Below are 18,673 nucleotides of genomic sequence, written 5' to 3' on the forward strand. Positions count from 1 at the left end.
GATGAACCAATAATCAATGTAAATGTTTTTCTTTACTCTTATGTTATTACAATAATTTACATAATACCAAACACTATTACTTATCTGTTTTGTAAAAAAACATTCACAATAACTTATCACCCAAGTTAATCTTTCATGTTATAAAGTAATTTCACGGGAAAACGGGGTGGATATATTTGGTATACCTACATTAATACCTATAATTGTTGCATTTAAATATAAGTATAACTATCAGAATGTTTCGATAAAGTTCAGTTCGAATTATGTATATTGGAATAATAAGCGCTTTCATTGATATTATACAACAATATAACGGAATATAGTATAAAAAATAAAAAATTATGAATTTACCATAAACTTTATCTCGATAGTGTTAAATATCGAAAGGAAAATGAAGGATTTCTACAAAAAAAGTGGCTATACATAAAAAATGCTTCATAAACCGTTAGTTTCTATAAATATGGCGAAAAATAACGTAAAAACAATAGCGTATTTCACCCGATAAAGAGCAGAATGAAACATTTTAAAAGGATAAAACAAATATGGAGATATTAAATTTTCATAAAAACGGAGAGGAGATATAGTAACGGCTATATACATTGTTCCATGTTTCATTTCAAAATAGACGTGCTGAATTTGAAAAGTTTCTTCTATATAAATAGAATGAAAAATAGACGAAATGAATGTAAAGGAAACTTGACGTAAAGTTTCCTTTACATATATACTCGGTATAAGGAAGGAGGGAGAAATTTCCTTGGAAAATAAAATGGTTGAATACCGAAAAAAATTTGGACTATCTCAAGAAAAATTGGCTGAGAAACTTGGAGTTTCCAGACAAACCATCATTTCAATTGAAAAGGGAAAATATGATCCATCACTTCCGTTAGCATTTGAAATAGCAAAAACATTTCAGACAACGATAGAACATGTATTTATTTATGAAGGAAAAGAAGGGGAGGAATAGAGATGAATTATTCACAAAAGTACTTTGTAATTATGGGAATTATCTTTTTAATTATGAGTGGAACTATGATATTAGCAGGTATAATGACACATTCCGCGCCGCCAATTCCAACCTATACAGTACTTGCAATGATGATCATGTGTTTTTGCCTAAGCTACTTGCACCCGCAATTTAAAGAAAAAGATGAGCGAATGAAACTCATTCGTTATAAAGGAATGTTCTTCAGTTTTTTTGCACTAACGGCATACTATCTTCTTTTCTCTATTGGCTTAAACTTAAAAGTAATTACGCTATCTGCGGTTGAACTATTGAATATATTAATGGCACTTACGATGAGTACAGTTTTTATATCGTTTGTTGTTTTATCGAAAAGATATTAAGATGTAAAAGAGAAAGGAAGATTAACATATGCAAATGATGTATGCTTTTGGCATGGGGCTTGTATTATTTTTAGCCGTATTCTTATTTATTCGGAAAGACGTTCAAGGCGGGACGTTAACGAAAAGAGGCTTTTATAAAATGATCGGCTGTTTAGTTGTTATGTTTATAGCGATTATCGTAATGATCGTTTTAATAAATCAGTCACTATAGAATATAAAAATGGAACCTTACATCAGTAAGGTTTTTCTTTTTTATATAAAAACAGAAAATTCCTATAATATCCATTTACTGAATATAATGGATATTATATAATTTAATAAAATGATAGATAGGATGAATAGTATATGAATAAAAAAACTATCTTGTTTTTATTAACATGTCTACTACTTATAGCTAGTATTACTTATATAATATGTAACAAACGAGAACAAGTGCCACCTATGTTAGTATGGGAGGATCAAGAATACTACGTTACGAATGAACCTGCCGAAGCTGAAAAAGTTGGACAAAGGCTCGGAGAAGTAACGAAGAAAATTGAAACAAGTAAAAAACCTACTAAAAATAGTGAATCCAACACATTACAAGAAAAAACAGAAGTATTCATAATGATAGAAGAAGAAAAAAATCCTCACTCACCTTTAATCATAAAGGAGCCTCATAGTGACGAATATAGGGTAGTAAGACCGATGTTAAAGGTACTATAAAGTGAATAGGAGATTCATATGTAGACAGTAACTTCATATCCATGGTCGTTAAGAAAAATGTTTGTTTTTTCCTTTGCTTCATCCTTCCGCCAATCGGTGCAATTTATCCCGCATTAACGGGCTGTAAGACCCTCACCTCAAAATTCAGCGGAAGCAAAGAAGTTAGGTGGGGGATCAACTGCCCGTAAAAGCCCGATTGGTTCAACTAATAATCAGTGGGGGATGAACAAAAGCCCCACTGATTAAAGTTTCACTTTATATGTATGATTTGCTGCTATTAATATATCACTTTGGTTATCGCTTATGATCTTTGATCGGAGTATTTGGATGGTAGCAGGGCATTATGTACTTGGAGCAATTGTTATTGTTTTTTCGAATAGGAATAAGAGATAAGCCAGCAACCTTAAAGTTGCTGGCTTTTATTTTGCTATTTATAATGAGGAAACAAATTTTTAATAGAGAGTAGTGGGCGTTATGAGATGGAAAGAGGGAACATTTGAAAAAATAGAAACGAATGACTCATCTGTTGAGCAACTTATAAACACGTTTAAGGAACAAAACATAATTGGTGGCGCAATAATAAGCTGTTTTAAAGTGCATAACGAAAATTTTTTCAAAGAAATACCACATTCGAAAGATGGGCACGAGCACTTCTTTAGAAGAATCTTCAACTCTTTAGATATAATGCATAACTTAGAAGAGTTAAAAATACATACATCAGAAAAATATAAGTTTCATTTTGAAGAACATCTGGCAGTCATGCTTGATGGTAGCATTGCCGCGCAAATTTTGTGGGGCGGAGCATATGAAGGGTTTAAGGAACGACCAGTTATCGCCAAGCAATTAGCGGTCAGTGTATGTCAATATATGTTTCAAGATCGATATGAAGATATTAAAGTGTTCGAAAGCTATCGCCCTTGGACAGATTGGTTTTACGATGTTGTCTGGGATGCTACTTGGATGGTGTTAGATAGTAGGGAGCGTAAAGTGTGGTTCATTTGTGTTACGGATTGATGGGGGGATGGACAAACAATGACATCAGTTGTCATCAAGCAACTATAAGATAGCAACTTGTGAAATTGAATTTAAATAAAGACAAGGAGTGCGACTGTGACATCTTTGGGGAAGCTGTTTGGTTGGAAGTGATTGACTTGTATAAAGAAGAGAAACCATATCACGTAGAAGGTTGATATGGTTTCTATATTTATGAACCCGGAGAGGCTCGAACTTACGATGTTCTTCATTTTGACACATATATTAAATTACATGGGCATATACGGAGTATCTCGTATAGTTTTTAATTTTAATTTTCTTGTAAAGCTCCTTTGTTACTCCCCATAAAATAAACTCAGACCATTTTGAACAGAGCGTTGTAATCGTTTAAGTTCAAGTTCTAATACCTCTTTGCCTAAAGGGGTAAGCACGTAACACTTCTTTCTATCTATCGATGCTACCTCATCAATTAGTTCTTCGGTTAATAGCTTTTTAATAATCCCATACAATGTGCCTGGTCCAAGTTTGACTTCTCCATGGGTAAGGTTTTCAACTTCTTGCATAATTCCATAACCATGTATAGGTTTTAGTAATGACAGTAAAATATAGTATTGTGGTTCTGTTAATGGAATGTATTGTTCTACTGCGGGTTTCATTATAACTACCTCCGATATATCGTATATCGATATCTTAAGCCATTTTTTCAATAAATGCAACCAAAGAAATGGACTTATATATAAGAAGAAAGTTGAATAGAAGTGTACAATATGTGTAGTCAATTTCAAAAAAAATTGGATTTTTTTTGAAATATGCAGTATTGCATATTTATACTTCGTAATCTTATGTTATCCTGAAATTGTTAGATATGGTATATATTTTATTTTCCTCAATGCCAGTTGAAACGTAGTAAATAATAGTCATATCTAATATCGCTTATTCTGTTTATTTATATAGTATGTATAAGTGATTTTTTAAATAATTGAGTAGACATAATGAAAGGAGATGAAAACATAATGTTAAATTTAAAATTCATGGAAATCGAAAATGAAGAATTAAACTGCGGATGGTGTATGGCAGGTGGCGCGGTTGTAGGTGGCGGTGCAGCAGTTGGGATTGGCATTTTATTAACTTAATAAATGGGGTTTCTTCATATGAAACAGTTATTCTATACAGAAGTTGAATTAGAAGAATTGAACTCGGCAACTAGTTGGGCTCAATCGGTAACTATGGGCAGCATTGGAATTTACGTTATTTTAACTTGATGATATAAAATTTCATTGTTTTAGAAGGTGAAAAGCATGAAAACATTATCTTTCAAAACGGTTGAATTAGAAGAATTAAACTCAATACCGTGGACTGCGATAGCGGCTGGCGTCGGTGCAGCGTCAGGTGTTACGGCAGTAATTATTATTACTTGATCTTTGTACAAATAACGTATTTGTATGAAAAAAAAGGTGGTGAAAAGCATGAAAGCATTATCTTTCAAAGAGGTTGAATTAGAAGAATTAAACTCTATGCCATCGTATTTTAAATATGTGTTGATGGGAAGCGCAGCTACAGCAACAGGTGTAGCTGGAGTGATTATTATTACCTGATTATAAAAACGTATTAACTACTTGAATGTTGAAACAAGAAGGTGAAAAGCTTGAAAACATTATCTTTTAAAGAAGTTCAGTTAGAAGAACTAAACTCAGCACCGTGGAATGTAAAAATCGCGGTAGCGGGTGGCGTAGGTGCAGTATCAGGTGTTGCGGCATTTATTATTATTACTTGATTTTTGTACAAATTAGCTATTTGTATGAAAAAAAAGGAGGTGAAAATTATGAAAACATTATCTTTTAAAGAGGTTGAATTAGAAGATTTAAACGTGTGGGACATGATTGGTTATGGTCTTGGTGCTGGTGCACTAGCAGGTGGAGCAATACTTGTACTTACGTGATTTTAGCTATGAGATTAGTTTTTTGAAAATTAAACAAGGAGGTGAAAATTATGAAAACATTATCTTTTAAAGAGGTTGAATTAGAAGATTTAAACGTGTGGGACATGATTGGTTACGGTCTTGGTGCTGGTGCACTAGCAGGCGGAGCAATACTTGTACTTACATGATTGTAACTGTAGGGAATTGTATTTTGAAAATGTAATAAGGCGGTGCAAAACATGAAAACATTATCTTTTAAAGAGGTTGAATTAGAAGATTTAAACGTGTGGGACATGGTCGCTTTAGGTCTTGGTGCTGGCGGACTAGCAGGTGGAGCACTAATTATACTTACATGATTGTAACTGTAGGGAATTGTATTTTGAAAATGTAATAAAGAGGTGAAAAAAGTGAATACATTATACTTCAAAGAAGTTGAATTAGAAGAAGTAAACTCTTATACAGATGCTGCTGGATTTGCGATTGGATTTGGTATTGGAGTAGGTCTAGTATTAACTTGATCTTAAATAATATTAACGTAAATAATTTAAAAAGGAGGTAAACAAATGAATACATTATACTTCAAAGAAGTTGAGTTAGAAGAAGTAAACTCTTATACAGATGCTGCTGGATTTGCGATTGGATTTGGTATTGGAGTAGGTCTTGTACTAACTTGATCTAAAATAATGATGGTAATAAACTAAAAAATTCAAGGAAGGAGGCGAAAAAGATGAAAACATTATTCTTTAAAGAAGTTGCATTAGAAGAATTAAATTCACATGGTACAGATTTCTGGACTGGAGCAGGTATTGGAGCAGGTGTTGTTGCTGCTGGAGCTGCCGTAGCTGGTGTACTAATTGTAACATGATGAATGTGGAGTGTTTAATATCAATTTTGATATTGTAGCCTACGATTACATGCTATTTTTTGTATATTAAGTTATTAAACGAATATGCAACATTGCATATTCGTTTTTCTTTATTTCATGTTATTCTCAAATAGTTATATATGGTATTTAATGGTACCCCGTATTTCTAAGACATAAAAGTTATTAAAACCATCTATAATTTCATTCATTTAGTATTTTTATATCTATATATATAGTGATGATTTTCTAGTTGATACCTCTGAAGACTTTATGGAAGGAGATGAAAACACAATGTTAAATTTAAAATTCTTAGAAATTGAAAGTGAAGAATTAAACTGTGGCTGGTGTATGGCAGGTGGCGCGGTTGTAGGTGGCGGCGCAGCAGTTGGAATTGGTTTTATTTTAACTTAATAGGGTAGTGAACGATCAATGCTGTAAAGATAGGCACATACTAACCTGATTATATATCCAAATAAATTTTGGGAAGATTAAAACAGGAGGCGGAAAAAATGAAAAAATTATTCTTTAAAGAACTTACATTAGAAGAATTAAATTCACATGGTACAGATTTTTGGGTTGGAGCAGGTATTGGAGCAGGCGTAGTCGCAGCTGGAGCAGGCGTGGCTAGCGTACTGATTTTAACGTGATGGATATGAATAAAAATCTACTTTTTATTATAATCCCAGCTTTAATAGTGTTTGGTTTAATTGTTCTTGTTAATAGTAGTAATTTATATATGAATATTGCTTTAGCAACTACAATAACGCTAGCTTCTGGAATTTTAGTGGGCAGAGTACTACAATTACGAAAAAATTAAATAGTAACGCACTATAACATAATACCTTCCAAATATTTACTGTATAATCAGTGGTTTAAAGTGCCTGTTTCGTTACTTTAACAAAATTCACATGATTTCATCCGTAAGAATTTTTATATTCAAAAACGAGGGATGAAGAGCATGAAGAAATTATTTTTTAAAGAAATTAAAGTAGCAGAGTTAAATTCATTCTGGGCTGTCGCTGCTGCTGGAGCTTTAATTTCTGCTAGTGGAGTAATTTTACTTACATGATCTCAGCCGTAAAAATAGAATTTTCAAAATGAAAAACGTGAGGTTAAAACATGAACAAATTACACTTTAAAGAAGTTGAATTAGCAGAATTAAATTCAAAAACTGACATCATTTACTGGGCTACAGGAGCAGTTCTTGTTGCTGGTCAAGTAATAGTAATTACTTGATTACTGTAGTTAAATATTGATGATTTATAAAATAATAATTTTCAGAGGTATCAACTAGAAAACCAGGGGGACGAACTAATGATTGGAATTTCGTGCATAATTGAAGAAAACGGCTTATTTAAAAATATCAATGAAGGTGACGCAAAGGAGCTATTTTCTGCTGAAGCCAAAGATATACACTTTGATAAATTTGATTTTGAAAATAACACATTTATTGATTTTGTGGACTATCTAGACTTTCAAGAATACCAAAAGTACATTTTTTTCGTTGGTGGTAGCTTGCAAAGAATATATAAACTAGTTCAATTTTTAGAAACTGAGTTAGAAGAAACAGATTTTTGTATAGTAGATGATAACTTAGAAGTAAAACATGGGGATTTTGAATTGATAGACATGTTACAGCCGTTAAAAGATATATTACAAATAGAGAAAGAAAAGGCTAAGTTGTCTCACATGCAATATTTAAGAAATGGTTTAATGACATTATTTTCAGGCGTATATCCAGCTGTTATTAATAAAAGAACGCTAAAACATCTCTATGTAGAAAATTGTAATGTCATTCAGAATATTGAACCAGATGTGTATTATAACATGGCTGTAAACAGTTCAGTTTTTATAGATCAATCTAGTGAAGAAATTGAACTAAATAGCAATGACTTGAAAGACATACCAAACATTATATTATTAAATAGTTCTGTTCCAAGTTTTCAAAAAGAAGATTTGACGTCATTAGATGTAGAAGAGTTAGAAGAATTAATAAGCAAGTTTAAAAATTCAGGTGTTATTGATAACAAAGAAAGTAAAAAAGCGATTTTTGATTACGCAACTATGACAAAGACTAGTACAAATAATAGATTGTTTGTATATTCTGATGGGATTTTCAATGATTACTTGAAAGAAAATATAATTTCAAAAAACATTAAGCTAAATTATTTTGATATTGTTTCAAAATATCAAAATAATGAAGAACAAGATAAAGTAGAGGCGATGATTAAGAACATCATTCCGATGATGTTTAATTTGGCAGCATCATTTAAAGGTGGGGCAACTACTTTTACTACGCCTTATACGAAGAACAAACTGGATCTAGTAGTAGATTCAATCGTTGAATTCAAATTAATTGGAATTCAAAATAATAGAGGTTGTTTTGTTTATAATATCCGCACTAATAAAGTTTTTGAAACGGATGAAACGTTCCTTGAAATTTTAGAAGCCGATCTTAAAAATAACCAAAGCTACCTAAAAGATCGCTTCAAAGATCAATATGATGCAATTATGAATGAATATAAGGGGTTGGTGGAACATGCATAGTAAGTATATATTTGGCCCCTTTTTACGAAAAGTTAAAAGAGGAAACGTGGAAATTTCGGATGATATTTATTCAGATACCCACTTTGCTGATTTTTATAACCGCTCGATAAATGAAAAATTTGAAATAAATGATTTAGATTTCTATAGAGAGAAAATCAATAATGAAGAGGTAGTACTAGAAATAGGATCAGGTAATGGTAGGGTATTTAATGTTCTTTCTAGAGAAGGTTTCAATATTTACGGGATTGAACCACAATTGGAAATGATTAAATATATCGACACTAGTTACAGGGATAAGATTTTTAATATTGGTATAGAGGACCTGGAAACGATTAAAGGTATTAAATTTACAAAAATTATTATACCAGCCACGACTGTTTCTTTATTTTCAGAAGAACAATTTAAAAGCTTTTTAATTAAAACAAAAGATTTATTGGATATTCATGGCTCCATCATTTTTGATTTCCTTAAACCTTCTTGTATAAAAGATAATTGTGATAAAGTTTTGAATTTTAAAACAAATGATAGTGTGTTTTTTGTAAGTAATGCCATTATAGAAAATAAATATGTTTTAAATATATTTATGGAAGGCAATGGTGTTAAAAAAGTGGGATATTCAGTGAAAAATCTACACACTATTGAATATTTTGAGAAAGTCTCTGAAGAGTTACATTATAAATCAAATATATTATATAGCGGAGAAAATATATATTTCTTGGAGTTGGAAAATTGTGAAGAATAATACCTATGTTGTTCCAATGGGGGAGATTACGCAATCCCCCTTTTATAATATGATTATCGAAGAAGCTAAAGATAGTTTTTTACTAGATACAAATGGAAAAAAATATTTAGATTTAAGAAGCGGTCTATGGAATGTTTCATTGGGATACAAGGAAGAGCTATACCAAAGAATTTCATCTCAATTTAATGAGTATTTACAAAAATCATTAACTTTTTTAGATATCCATGCGTATAATCATCCTTTGTATAATGATTATAGTAATACCTTGCTACATTTCATTAATGAAAAAGACTCTGTATATAATAAAGTCTTTTTCACAAATAGCGGTTCGGAAGGAACAGAGTTAGCAACAAAGGTTGTAAGACATTTAAACACCAAAGATAAAAAAATTATTACGTATGATAAAAGTTATCATGGAACCTTTTTTGCAGGGGTATCAGCTAGTGGATTAGATGAGAAAATTACAGAAGATTATCAACCAAAATTAGATGGATTCTTAAGTATAAAAACTCCTCAAAATCGTGATGATGAAGATCATGTGTTGAATTTTATAGAGGAAAATCATCAAAATATATCTGCTTTTTTATTTGAACCTATTATTGGTTCAGGCGGAGTGTATATTTTTAATAAAGAATTTATTCAGAAACTACACAACACATTAAAAAAATTCAACATACTACTAATTTTTGATGAGGTGGCAACTGGTTTTTATAGAACGGGCAATCGCTTTTTCTTTAAAGAATTAGGGGTGACTCCAGATATTTTAATTTTGAGTAAATCAATTAACAATGGAATTCTCCCATTTGGAGCAGTAGTAATTTCAAAAGAAATTGAAGACGCTCTCAAAGGTAAGCATATCGAGCATTTCTCTACTCAAAATGGAAATCTGTTAGGGGTACTATCAGCAAAAGTTACATTAGATTACATTTTAGAAAATGAAACAAGTATTATTAACAATGTTCGAGAAATCGAAAATATAGTAACCAATACGCTAAAGATGAAAAATATTGCTTACACGGGTGTTGGGGGAATGTATTCGATTCCTGTGAATGATCCAATTAAAACTATGGAAATAGTTAACGGATTAAAAGAGCTCGGTATTTTAGTCTATCATTATATGGATAATGAAGAAGGTAATGGTATTACACTATTTCCTACCCTTTTAATAGATACGAAAGCATTTTCAAAAGCTATGAAAATAATTGCAAAGAGGGTATTGGTTTGAAAGAAGTAAATAACTTAAATGTTTGCAATGTAAACCTTGAATACCACATAGACGACTATGTTTATATATATAACCCTAAGAATGAGAGAATGATACAAGCGGATCAGAATACACTAGAGTATCTTAGGAGCTATAATACTGAAACTAGCGAAAAAGTAGAAGGTTTAGAAAGATTTTTACATGGCAAAAAAAAATACAATCTATTAAATTTTAAATTGCTAAAATTAAGTGTAAGTACAAAGGGATTTGAGACGTTATATAAAATCGAAAACATGAAGATTTTCAAATACTTATTCGTCTGTTTACTTTTATTTTTTGCAATTACATTTCCTGTTGTAGTGAAAAAGGGTTATACGATCTTCAATAGTGGTGCAATGAACTTTAATGTATATCATTTGATATACATATACGTAGCACAGTTATTTATCGTTTCGTTCCATGAATTTTCGCATTATTATACTTACAGGAAATATATTAGATCTGACAAAATGCGTTTTGGAATAATAATTCGATATTTCTTTTTATTATTATTCTTTACAAATGTTAACTATATGAGGACGCTCGATAAGAGGAAAAAAATAGAAATCATGTTATCAGGTGTTATGGGACAAATGATTTTAGGAAGTCTATTAGCTATAATGTATCTTTTGTCAAGTTCTGACGTGATATTATACATATATATTACTAATTGTATAATTATATTTACTAATATGATGCCATTTTTAAAGTTAGATGGTTATTGGATTATAAATCAAATGATAGGTTCAGAAGATTATATGAATAGTTTCAAACAATTTATATTCAAACGACAAAAGATAAAATCTTCTGAGTTACTACTCGGACTAGTAAATTGTATTCTCATAGCCACAGTTATTTTAAGTGGTGTTTATTGGGTATTCGATGTTGTAAGGAGAGGAATAATTTGAGTGGTAATATACTGATACTAGGCGCAGATGGATATATTGGTAAAGACTTACAAACGGTAATGGATGATACAAAAAATATATACTGTATCGATAAAACGTATAAAGAAAAAGTAATGAAAGATTCCAATAAAGTCTATTTCAATTTAGATGTTAGCCAGGAAGAAGATATTAGATTTTTATCAGATTACTTAGAAGAGAACAATGTAACAATAGATGGTATTATCAACCTAATCGGGGTTAATACTTTATCTAATTTTTATAATGTGACAAATGAAGCGTGGGATAAAACATTTGATATAAACATTAAGAGTTTTGTATTTTTACTCAAGTCCATCTATAGCTCACTTTCACACCGCGTTTCAATTGTAAGTGTAGCTTCACAAAATGGTATAGTGGCACATGAGGATAGAATTGCTTATGGTACATCAAAGGCAGCGCTGATTCACTTAACAAAAAATTTAAGTATTGATTTTTTGAAGGATCAACAGAGAGATATTAAGGTGAATTGTGTGTCGCCGTCCTATATTATCAACGATAATAATGAAAGCTATTTGAAGTCTTTTGAAGGAAATAAGTTATTAAAAAAAATTCCATATAGGAAATTTGTTGAAATTTCAGATGTAACAAATGTCATTTTATTTTTAATGTCTGATAAAAGCGATGCCATTAGAGGGCAAAATATTGTGGTTGACTATGGATATACAATTGTATAAATAAATCATCTTGGGAATTAAGGGTGTGGATAATGAGTTTACTAATTAAAGATTTAACAAAGAAATTTGACGAGCATGTTGCAGTGAATAATTTGAATATCGAGATACCAAAAGGTGAAATTTTTGGATTCTTGGGCGGGAATGGAGCAGGTAAAACGACTACATTTCGAATGATACTTGGACTTTTATCGAAATCGAGCGGAACCATTTCATGGAATGGTAAACCTATAAATTATGGTGTTACAGATAAGATTGGGTATTTACCAGAAGAACGTGGTCTTTATGCGAAAATGACTGTCAAAGAACAAGTTAACTTTTTTGCAAAACTAAAGAACATGAAAAGTAAAGATGCAGAAAAAGAACTTCACTATTGGCTGGAGCGTTTTAATATAACTGAGCATCTGAACAAGAAGGTAGGAGAACTTTCTAAAGGGAATCAGCAAAAAATCCAGCTGATAACAGCGATTATACATAAGCCTGAACTCTTAATTTTAGATGAACCATTTAGTGGTTTAGACCCAGTAAATGTTGAAATGTTAAAAGACGCTGTTCTTGATATGCAAAAACAAGGGTCGTCAATTCTTTTTAGTTCACATCGTATGGAACATGTGGAAGAGTTATGCCAACACATTTGTATTATGCACAAAGGAGTACCTGTTGTTCAGGGTGACATTGCCAAAATTAAAAGTGATTTTGGTAAAAAGAACGTTGTAATCGTTGGCGATCATGACTTTGACCATTTGAAAAAAATAAAAGGTGTAGAAAGTATGAAGAAACGTAAAAATGCAGTTACTCTTAAAATTTCATATGAAGAAGTTTCACATGTTTTATTTAAAGAGATAACAAAATTAGGATATGTTAAAAAGTTTGTAGTAGAAGAGCCTACATTAAATGATATCTTTATTGCGAAAGTAGGTGCACAAAATGAGTAGTTTCTGGACAATCTTTTTACAAAACTATAAATCTAAAGTGAAATCAAAATCATATTTTGCTATTACAATAATAGTCTCTATGTTCATTATAGGATTGATGAATTTTGACAAGATTTATAACTATTTCGTAGGTAACGAGGACGATCAAGTTGTTGTTGTTACAGAAAAAGAAGAATTATATTCAACCATTCATCAAGTGTTTAAAAATGTCGATAGTAAGATACAAGTTAAACGTAGCACGGATAAACAAAAAGCAGAATCAGGTGTTAAAAATGGTGATTATACATATGCAATCGTTGTAGAGGAATTGGATAATAAACAATTAAAGGCTACGTATATAACTGAGACGGATGTAAATCAGCAAGATGTTAGCAAGGTTCAAACGGTTTTATCTCAAATACAATCTTCTAATTTCGCCCAGCAATTGAATCTATCGCAAAATGAATTAAAGGTGTTAACAACGCCAGTAGAAATTCATACCAAAACGGTTTCAGATAAGGTTAAAGATGGAGAACATACTGAGGGTGTAGGGATTTTAATTAATGTCTTTATCATACTAAATTATGTAATGATATTAATGTATGCTGCACAATTAGCAACAGATGTTGCAACAGAGAAATCTTCTCGTGTTATGGAGTTAGTTGTTTCAAGTATTTCGCCTACAAAACATTTATATGCGAAACTTTTTTCAACATTATTGGCAGGTATTACGCAAATCATAATTTGGGGCTTGGTCGCAACTGTTGGATATAAAACAGCAATTAATGATTCGAAAAATGATATTTTAAATAGTATTGATTTAAATTCTGTTGCTCCTACTCTAGTGTTTTATGGGATTCTATTCTTCACATTAGGATTCTTATTATATGGCTCATTATCTTGTCTATTTGGCTCTATCATTACTCGTATAGAGGAATCTTCTCAAGCTGTTATGCCGCTGATGTTTATGTTACTTGCTGCTTTGTATATCGCAATTTATGGAATGTCAAATCCAAGCAGCACGGTTGTTACCGTTACTAGTTATATACCTTTCTTTACTCCTATTGTTATGCTCGTACGAATTGGATTCCTCAATATCCCAGTATGGGAGATTGCGCTTGCATTAGCGATTCTAATAGCAACAATATGTATGATGATTGGTTTAACGAGTCGTGTTTACCGCGGTGGCGTATTATTATATGGTAAAGGTGCATTTAGTAATATCAAAAAGGCAATCAAGTTAGGGAAAAAATAAGATTGGCTTATTCATATTTAAAAAGACTACATAGTTAATCTATGTAGTTCTTTGTTGTTACAATAATTTTTATATATAAATTATTGTATTAGGATATTTTTTAAAGAAAACTTTAAAAAGCTCCCCAGAAGAAAGTGAAGAATTGAGTTCTGGCGAACAACGCAGAGCTATGATTGATATAATTTATGTCTTTCTCAAAAATTGAGGAAAAGAAGTAGGGGAAATGGTATAAATATAATATTAGCGATTGATGAACTGGAAGTTTCACAGAATCTTACGCAATGTTTCAATCGAAATGAATATAAGTTGAAAGAAGTGGATGTATTTACTGTTTTTTTGAAGATATGTTGAATATTACAAGTTTGGAATCGCACTTTACTATATCACGGTGAACGATATTACAAATAGCAGTAAATCAAATAAAATAAAGCTAGCTAAGATTGAACTTTTTTGTCTAAAATATGGACTCAAATCTAATAAGAGATTTAAAAACATAAGTTTATTTTCATATGAAAAATTAATCGTTAACCAAAAGAGAGCTATTGATCAAATCTTGAACAGTATATAAAAAATTTATTATAAAAATAATATATTGATTTGCTACATAAAGAAAGCCCCGTGACTATCAAGGGGTTTCTCATATGATCCCGACTGGCCTCGAACCAGCGACCTCCACCCTGTCAAGGTGGCGCTCTCCCTGCTGAGCTACGGGATCTTCAATAAATGCTTATGTAACAGCATCTTTAATCATTATGCTAAAGCAATTATATATAATTAACTGAAATTTTACAATATTTTCGCGGTAATCTTTTAAAGGTAAAGTATTTGGAATCACGCTAGTAGTGTATTAAGGAATATATAAGAAGAACATTTAATTGAAAGTGGATTTTGAATAAACCGGTTATATTATGATTTCCGATACCAATCCAAAGGACTTTTATCACTTAAATCAACAAGAAAAGGGAATAAGAAGTGTAAAGGTAAGCTTATAAATTCTGGCATAGCGCTCAATGTTTTCTTTGATAGATATTGCCGTCCGAAGCAATACGGATAATCTTTTTCAAATGTTATGAGAAGCGACCATACATCTTTTACTTTTCACTTCGTTTTACAATACGTACAACGCGCCATGGAGTTCCTCCTCATTTTAAAGTGTTTTCTAATATATCCCATTCTATTGTGCTAAAGTCAAGTGTATTTGGTGTGATAGAATGTAAGTTGGTTTGTTTTTTTATATGGATGTATTCCGTAATTTATGACCAAATGAATGTTATATAATAAGAGATTTTCATTTCCAGTATTCGAATTGGCCAATATATCCTTTTTACAATTTTCAAGAAATCATGTATAAAAGAAGTACAAGATATTTATAAATATTCAGAAGTAGAGGGAGAATTATTGTAATGGTAAGAAAAACGTTCAAGATGCGCGTATCTAGAAATAGAACGATTTCGATTAATGGCTCAATTCTTGATGTGGATGTTACACATGATGAGTTTTTACAAGAGTTTGTTGAGTGGGTCGATTCTAAAGGTTGGTCGTTTATGGGGATGACAGATGAGATTACACCTGAGGAAGCTAGTCAAAATTTAATAGACTCATTGATTGATGAGAAGGATAAGAAAGAGTAATTCCTTCTTATTTTTTGTTGTATATTTATGTTCCTAATCGTAAAAGTGTGATATAGTAAAAAAAGTGAATATTCTTCCAAATTAATACAAATTACATATAGGTTGGTAGAGGTATTTTATAGAATGTGAAAGTAAAGGGAAAAGGGAGAGTCATATGGTAAATTTTAAGAAAATTTCGGTTTTTGTTATGGTTATTTGTTTATTTTTTTTGACACCTATGACGTTATATGCTGAGACGAATATTGGAGTAAATCCGGAGCAAGTGGCACCTCCACCTGCGGAAGGGCCGAATGTTTTTAGTCAGTTTGCGACTACGATTGATGCGAAAACAGGAGATATGTTGTACGACAAAAATGCACATCATCGTGCGTTCCCTGCTAGTATGACGAAAGTGTTAACGGCGATTTTACTGATGGAGCATACGAAGCCAGAGGATCAATTTACGTTTTCACAATTAGCATTAGATCAAGAGAAGAGTAATTATCAAATTGAGTTTCACCCTGGTGAGACTATTAATAGAAATACTGCACTTATGATTTTAATGGTGCTGAGTGCGAATGATGTGTCGTATGCGATTGCGGAGCGTATTGGAGGAAGTGTTGAAAACTTCGCCAATATGATGAATGAAAGGGCGAAGCAATTAGGGGCTAAAGATAGTCATTTTGTAACGCCAAATGGATTGCATGATCCAAATCATTATACGACGCCATATGATATGGCCATGATTACGAGAGGTGTGCAAAAGTATCCTGAAATTTTACAAGCGATGAATACGAAAAGAACGACGGTTACGACATCTACGCAAACAGTTTCTATTTTTAATAAGTCTACTTATTTTGAAAATCCATATAGTATGGGTGGTAAGACAGGATTTACGAATGAAGCACGCAATACGCTCGTTTTATTAAATGAGAAGGATGGTAATCGTATTATAAATGTAGTAATGGCTTCTCAAAGACCTGAAATTTATGAAGATTTGAAGCAGATGGCGGAATATTCTTTTGGGCAATTTACGAAGCAAACTGTACTAGATAAACATAGTTGGCACCAAAAGGCAAAGTATTTAAATAAAGATGTTGATTCTGAGCTGGAAAAAAGTGCAGAGCTTATGCTAAAGAAAGATGAAGGGAAAAATATAAAAACGGCTTTTCGGGTTAATTCAGTGGATAAAGAATCTTTGTATCAAAAAGGAATTCATCGCGGTGAAGTAGTTGGTGCGGTAGATATTATAAAGAATAATCAAACGATTGCGACTATAAATGTTCTTTCAAAAGAAGATGTTACTTTTGCGATGCCTAAAAAAGATACAGTTGCACCTGAAGTAAAGGAATCGAATGTGAAAGTGATAAGTGTTGGAATAGGTGCGATTTTATTATTTGGAGCGATTTTATATGTAGTGCTGCGCCGAAATAACCAAGGGATGAAATCAGAAGAAAAATAAATTGCTAGTAGACCGTGATGAGATTTTGTTACGGTCTTTTTTGTATGCATTTCAAAAATGATTTAACTAATAATTGTAAATTTTCTTATTGCATTTCCAAATCGTTCGTTATATTATTTACTTGTGTTCTTGTTAGAGAACTAAATGAATATTGTATACTTCAAATAACATAAAACAACGGAGAGGGAGAGAGACGATGAAATTAATTTGGAAGGTGATTAGCAACGTTATCTCATTTGTTTTATTTGCGGTAATGGTTTGTTTAGCTTTTGTAGTTATTTCTTCAAAAGCGAGTGGCGGGGATCCAACAGTGATGGGATATCAGTTTAAGAGCGTTCTTTCAGGATCGATGGAACCAACATTTTTAACAGGATCAATCATTGCGATAGAGCCAACGAAAGATGGTTCTAAATATAAAAAAGGTGATGTTATTACGTTTAAAGAGAAAGATGACAAAATTATCACTCACCGTATTATCGGTGTGAAAGATACAAATGGAAAAGTAATGTATGAAACAAAAGGGGATAACAACAACGGACCAGATTTAGCACCAGTACTTGCAGAGAATGTAATTGGAAAGTATGCAGATATTACAGTTCCATACGTTGGTTATGGACTGAATTATGCGAGTTCAAAAGCGGGAGCAGCATTACTTCTCATTATTCCTGGAGTCTTTTTACTTGGCTATTCCGCAATTTCTATTTTTGGCGCTATTCGTAGCATTGACGGAGAAAAGAAAGATAAAAAAGTAGAACAATCCGTCTAGTTCGTTTGGTTATACTTTCCGTTTAGGAAGTTAACAAATATATATATATATTAAGGGGATATGGACATGACTTTAAAGAAAAAATTAGGAATGGGTATCGCATCAGCAGTATTAGGAGCAGCATTAGTTGGTGGAGGAACATTTGCATTCTTTAGCGATAAAGAAGTGTCAAATAATACATTTGCGGCTGGTACGCTTGATTTATCATTAAATCCATCAACAGTTGTTAATGTATCGAATTTAAAACCTGGTGATACAATTGAAAAAGAATTTAAACTAGAAAATAAAGGCTCTTTAGATATTAAAAAGGTTCTATTAAAAACAGACTATAATGTAGAAGATACGAAGAAAGATAATAAAGATGATTTTGGTAAACATATTAAAGTAACATTCTTAAAAAATGTAGATAAGCATGAGACGATTGTGAAAGAAACTACATTAGATAAATTGAAGGGTGATACACTTACAGCAGTAAATAATGATTTAGCTGCTTGGTTCTGGGATGAAAAAGGTATTTCTGCAGGTAAATCTGATAAATTCAAAGTGAAATTTGAATTCGTTGATAATAAAAAAGACCAAAATGAATTCCAAGGCGATAAGTTACAATTAACTTGGACGTTTGATGCACAGCAAGGCGATGGTGAAACGAAATAATAATGACAACAAAAAGAGACTATCAAAAGTGGTAGTC

The 18,673-nt window shown here is 31.7% G+C and carries 21 protein-coding genes, 1 tRNA gene and 1 pseudogene; 20 read left to right on the plus strand and 3 right to left on the minus strand.

Annotated features, from left to right (window positions below):
* Positions 1 to 754 precede the first annotated feature (754 nt).
* The 5 genes from NSQ69_RS06520 (at position 755) to NSQ69_RS06540 (ending at position 3,063) form a co-directional block, all read left to right on the plus strand.
* Complete coding sequence (locus NSQ69_RS06520; RefSeq protein ID WP_000428510.1) at positions 755 to 964, plus strand: helix-turn-helix transcriptional regulator; 210 nt, start codon at positions 755 to 757, stop codon at positions 962 to 964.
* Between the two features lie 2 nt (positions 965 to 966).
* The gene (locus NSQ69_RS06525) at positions 967 to 1,344 is read left to right on the plus strand and encodes a hypothetical protein (protein WP_002117153.1); all 378 of its coding nucleotides are present in this window, start codon (positions 967 to 969) and stop codon (positions 1,342 to 1,344) included.
* Positions 1,345 to 1,372: 28 nt separating this feature from the next.
* The gene (locus NSQ69_RS06530) at positions 1,373 to 1,555 is read left to right on the plus strand and encodes a DUF3976 domain-containing protein (protein WP_002086895.1); all 183 of its coding nucleotides are present in this window, start codon (positions 1,373 to 1,375) and stop codon (positions 1,553 to 1,555) included.
* 134 nt (positions 1,556 to 1,689) lie between these two features.
* Complete coding sequence (locus NSQ69_RS06535; RefSeq protein WP_341099062.1) at positions 1,690 to 2,049, plus strand: hypothetical protein; 360 nt, start codon at positions 1,690 to 1,692, stop codon at positions 2,047 to 2,049.
* Positions 2,050 to 2,523: 474 nt separating this feature from the next.
* Positions 2,524 to 3,063, plus strand: coding sequence for a hypothetical protein (locus tag NSQ69_RS06540; RefSeq protein WP_341099063.1), 540 nt, complete (start codon positions 2,524 to 2,526; stop codon positions 3,061 to 3,063).
* Between the two features lie 314 nt (positions 3,064 to 3,377).
* On the opposite strand, the gene NSQ69_RS06545 is transcribed toward NSQ69_RS06540, so the two are convergent.
* Positions 3,378 to 3,698, minus strand: a complete 321-nt coding sequence (locus NSQ69_RS06545) for a PadR family transcriptional regulator (RefSeq protein ID WP_341099064.1) — start codon at positions 3,696 to 3,698, stop codon at positions 3,378 to 3,380.
* An 810-nt stretch (positions 3,699 to 4,508) separates the two neighbouring features.
* Between NSQ69_RS06545 and NSQ69_RS06550 the strand changes: the two genes are divergently transcribed.
* The 11 genes from NSQ69_RS06550 (at position 4,509) to NSQ69_RS06600 (ending at position 14,144) form a co-directional block, all read left to right on the plus strand.
* Positions 4,509 to 4,637 carry a hypothetical protein gene (locus NSQ69_RS06550; RefSeq protein ID WP_257204998.1) on the plus strand — a complete coding sequence of 43 codons (129 nt, stop codon included), beginning with the start codon at positions 4,509 to 4,511 and terminating at the stop codon, positions 4,635 to 4,637.
* Between the two features lie 50 nt (positions 4,638 to 4,687).
* Complete coding sequence (locus NSQ69_RS06555) at positions 4,688 to 4,816, plus strand: hypothetical protein (protein WP_341099067.1); 129 nt, start codon at positions 4,688 to 4,690, stop codon at positions 4,814 to 4,816.
* Positions 4,817 to 5,687: 871 nt separating this feature from the next.
* Complete coding sequence (locus NSQ69_RS06560) at positions 5,688 to 5,825, plus strand: hypothetical protein (RefSeq protein ID WP_000853571.1); 138 nt, start codon at positions 5,688 to 5,690, stop codon at positions 5,823 to 5,825.
* A 509-nt stretch (positions 5,826 to 6,334) separates the two neighbouring features.
* On the plus strand, positions 6,335 to 6,472 hold the full coding sequence (locus tag NSQ69_RS06565) for a hypothetical protein (RefSeq protein WP_341099068.1): 138 nt from the start codon (positions 6,335 to 6,337) through the stop codon (positions 6,470 to 6,472).
* 667 nt (positions 6,473 to 7,139) lie between these two features.
* Positions 7,140 to 8,372 (plus strand): hypothetical protein, encoded by a 1,233-nt coding sequence (locus tag NSQ69_RS06570; RefSeq protein WP_341099070.1) that lies wholly within the window; start codon positions 7,140 to 7,142, stop codon positions 8,370 to 8,372.
* On the plus strand, positions 8,365 to 9,114 hold the full coding sequence (locus tag NSQ69_RS06575) for a hypothetical protein (RefSeq protein ID WP_341099072.1): 750 nt from the start codon (positions 8,365 to 8,367) through the stop codon (positions 9,112 to 9,114). Before NSQ69_RS06570 ends, NSQ69_RS06575 begins: the two co-directional genes overlap by 8 nt.
* Positions 9,115 to 9,163: 49 nt before the next feature.
* A complete protein-coding gene (locus NSQ69_RS06580; protein ID WP_341099074.1) occupies positions 9,164 to 10,339 on the plus strand; it encodes an aminotransferase class III-fold pyridoxal phosphate-dependent enzyme in 1,176 nt (391 codons plus the stop codon).
* Entirely contained in the window at positions 10,336 to 11,265 is a 930-nt protein-coding gene (locus tag NSQ69_RS06585) for a peptidase M50 (RefSeq protein ID WP_341099076.1), read from the plus strand. Before NSQ69_RS06580 ends, NSQ69_RS06585 begins: the two co-directional genes overlap by 4 nt.
* The gene (locus NSQ69_RS06590) at positions 11,262 to 11,978 is read left to right on the plus strand and encodes an SDR family oxidoreductase (protein WP_341099079.1); all 717 of its coding nucleotides are present in this window, start codon (positions 11,262 to 11,264) and stop codon (positions 11,976 to 11,978) included. The genes NSQ69_RS06585 and NSQ69_RS06590 overlap by 4 nt, the downstream gene beginning before the upstream one ends.
* A 32-nt stretch (positions 11,979 to 12,010) precedes the next feature.
* A complete protein-coding gene (locus tag NSQ69_RS06595) occupies positions 12,011 to 12,910 on the plus strand; it encodes an ABC transporter ATP-binding protein (protein WP_078202978.1) in 900 nt (299 codons plus the stop codon).
* A complete protein-coding gene (locus tag NSQ69_RS06600; protein WP_098870523.1) occupies positions 12,903 to 14,144 on the plus strand; it encodes an ABC transporter permease in 1,242 nt (413 codons plus the stop codon). The genes NSQ69_RS06595 and NSQ69_RS06600 overlap by 8 nt, the downstream gene beginning before the upstream one ends.
* 642 nt (positions 14,145 to 14,786) lie before the next feature.
* Here NSQ69_RS06600 and NSQ69_RS06605 read toward each other — a convergent pair.
* A tRNA-Val gene (locus tag NSQ69_RS06605) sits at positions 14,787 to 14,859 on the minus strand.
* Between the two features lie 191 nt (positions 14,860 to 15,050).
* Positions 15,051 to 15,275, minus strand: a pseudogene (locus NSQ69_RS06610) (hypothetical protein).
* A gap of 272 nt (positions 15,276 to 15,547) precedes the next feature.
* Between NSQ69_RS06610 and NSQ69_RS06615 the strand changes: the two are divergent.
* From NSQ69_RS06615 to NSQ69_RS06630, 4 genes are all read left to right on the plus strand, one after another.
* Positions 15,548 to 15,775, plus strand: coding sequence for a hypothetical protein (locus NSQ69_RS06615; protein ID WP_000251865.1), 228 nt, complete (start codon positions 15,548 to 15,550; stop codon positions 15,773 to 15,775).
* Between the two features lie 154 nt (positions 15,776 to 15,929).
* Positions 15,930 to 17,216 (plus strand): D-alanyl-D-alanine carboxypeptidase family protein, encoded by a 1,287-nt coding sequence (locus NSQ69_RS06620; RefSeq protein WP_002126097.1) that lies wholly within the window; start codon positions 15,930 to 15,932, stop codon positions 17,214 to 17,216.
* Between the two features lie 196 nt (positions 17,217 to 17,412).
* Positions 17,413 to 17,982, plus strand: coding sequence for a signal peptidase I SipW (gene sipW, locus NSQ69_RS06625; RefSeq protein WP_002064334.1), 570 nt, complete (start codon positions 17,413 to 17,415; stop codon positions 17,980 to 17,982).
* Positions 17,983 to 18,048: 66 nt separating this feature from the next.
* Positions 18,049 to 18,636, plus strand: coding sequence for a CalY family protein (locus tag NSQ69_RS06630; protein ID WP_000172837.1), 588 nt, complete (start codon positions 18,049 to 18,051; stop codon positions 18,634 to 18,636).
* Positions 18,637 to 18,673 lie beyond the last annotated feature (37 nt).

It is taken from the genome of Bacillus sp. FSL R10-2201, from assembly GCF_038008665.1.
GTDB classification, from domain to species: domain Bacteria; phylum Bacillota; class Bacilli; order Bacillales; family Bacillaceae_G; genus Bacillus_A; species Bacillus_A mycoides.

Coding starts and splice junctions, on each gene's coding strand:
- NSQ69_RS06600 (WP_098870523.1), top strand. CDS start 12,903: ATGAGTAGTTTCTGGACAATCTTTTTACAAAACTATAAATCTAAAGTG.
- NSQ69_RS06580 (WP_341099074.1), top strand. CDS start 9,164: ATGATTATCGAAGAAGCTAAAGATAGTTTTTTACTAGATACAAATGGA.
- NSQ69_RS06570 (WP_341099070.1), top strand. CDS start 7,140: ATGATTGGAATTTCGTGCATAATTGAAGAAAACGGCTTATTTAAAAAT.
- NSQ69_RS06535 (WP_341099062.1), top strand. CDS start 1,690: ATGAATAAAAAAACTATCTTGTTTTTATTAACATGTCTACTACTTATA.
- NSQ69_RS06565 (WP_341099068.1), top strand. CDS start 6,335: ATGAAAAAATTATTCTTTAAAGAACTTACATTAGAAGAATTAAATTCA.
- NSQ69_RS06540 (WP_341099063.1), top strand. CDS start 2,524: ATGAGATGGAAAGAGGGAACATTTGAAAAAATAGAAACGAATGACTCA.
- NSQ69_RS06530 (WP_002086895.1), top strand. CDS start 1,373: ATGCAAATGATGTATGCTTTTGGCATGGGGCTTGTATTATTTTTAGCC.
- NSQ69_RS06575 (WP_341099072.1), top strand. CDS start 8,365: ATGCATAGTAAGTATATATTTGGCCCCTTTTTACGAAAAGTTAAAAGA.
- NSQ69_RS06525 (WP_002117153.1), top strand. CDS start 967: ATGAATTATTCACAAAAGTACTTTGTAATTATGGGAATTATCTTTTTA.
- NSQ69_RS06595 (WP_078202978.1), top strand. CDS start 12,011: ATGAGTTTACTAATTAAAGATTTAACAAAGAAATTTGACGAGCATGTT.
- sipW (WP_002064334.1), top strand. CDS start 17,413: ATGAAATTAATTTGGAAGGTGATTAGCAACGTTATCTCATTTGTTTTA.
- NSQ69_RS06560 (WP_000853571.1), top strand. CDS start 5,688: ATGAAAACATTATTCTTTAAAGAAGTTGCATTAGAAGAATTAAATTCA.
- NSQ69_RS06550 (WP_257204998.1), top strand. CDS start 4,509: ATGAAAGCATTATCTTTCAAAGAGGTTGAATTAGAAGAATTAAACTCT.
- NSQ69_RS06615 (WP_000251865.1), top strand. CDS start 15,548: ATGGTAAGAAAAACGTTCAAGATGCGCGTATCTAGAAATAGAACGATT.
- NSQ69_RS06620 (WP_002126097.1), top strand. CDS start 15,930: ATGGTAAATTTTAAGAAAATTTCGGTTTTTGTTATGGTTATTTGTTTA.
- NSQ69_RS06630 (WP_000172837.1), top strand. CDS start 18,049: ATGACTTTAAAGAAAAAATTAGGAATGGGTATCGCATCAGCAGTATTA.
- NSQ69_RS06545 (WP_341099064.1), bottom strand. CDS start 3,698: ATGAAACCCGCAGTAGAACAATACATTCCATTAACAGAACCACAATAC.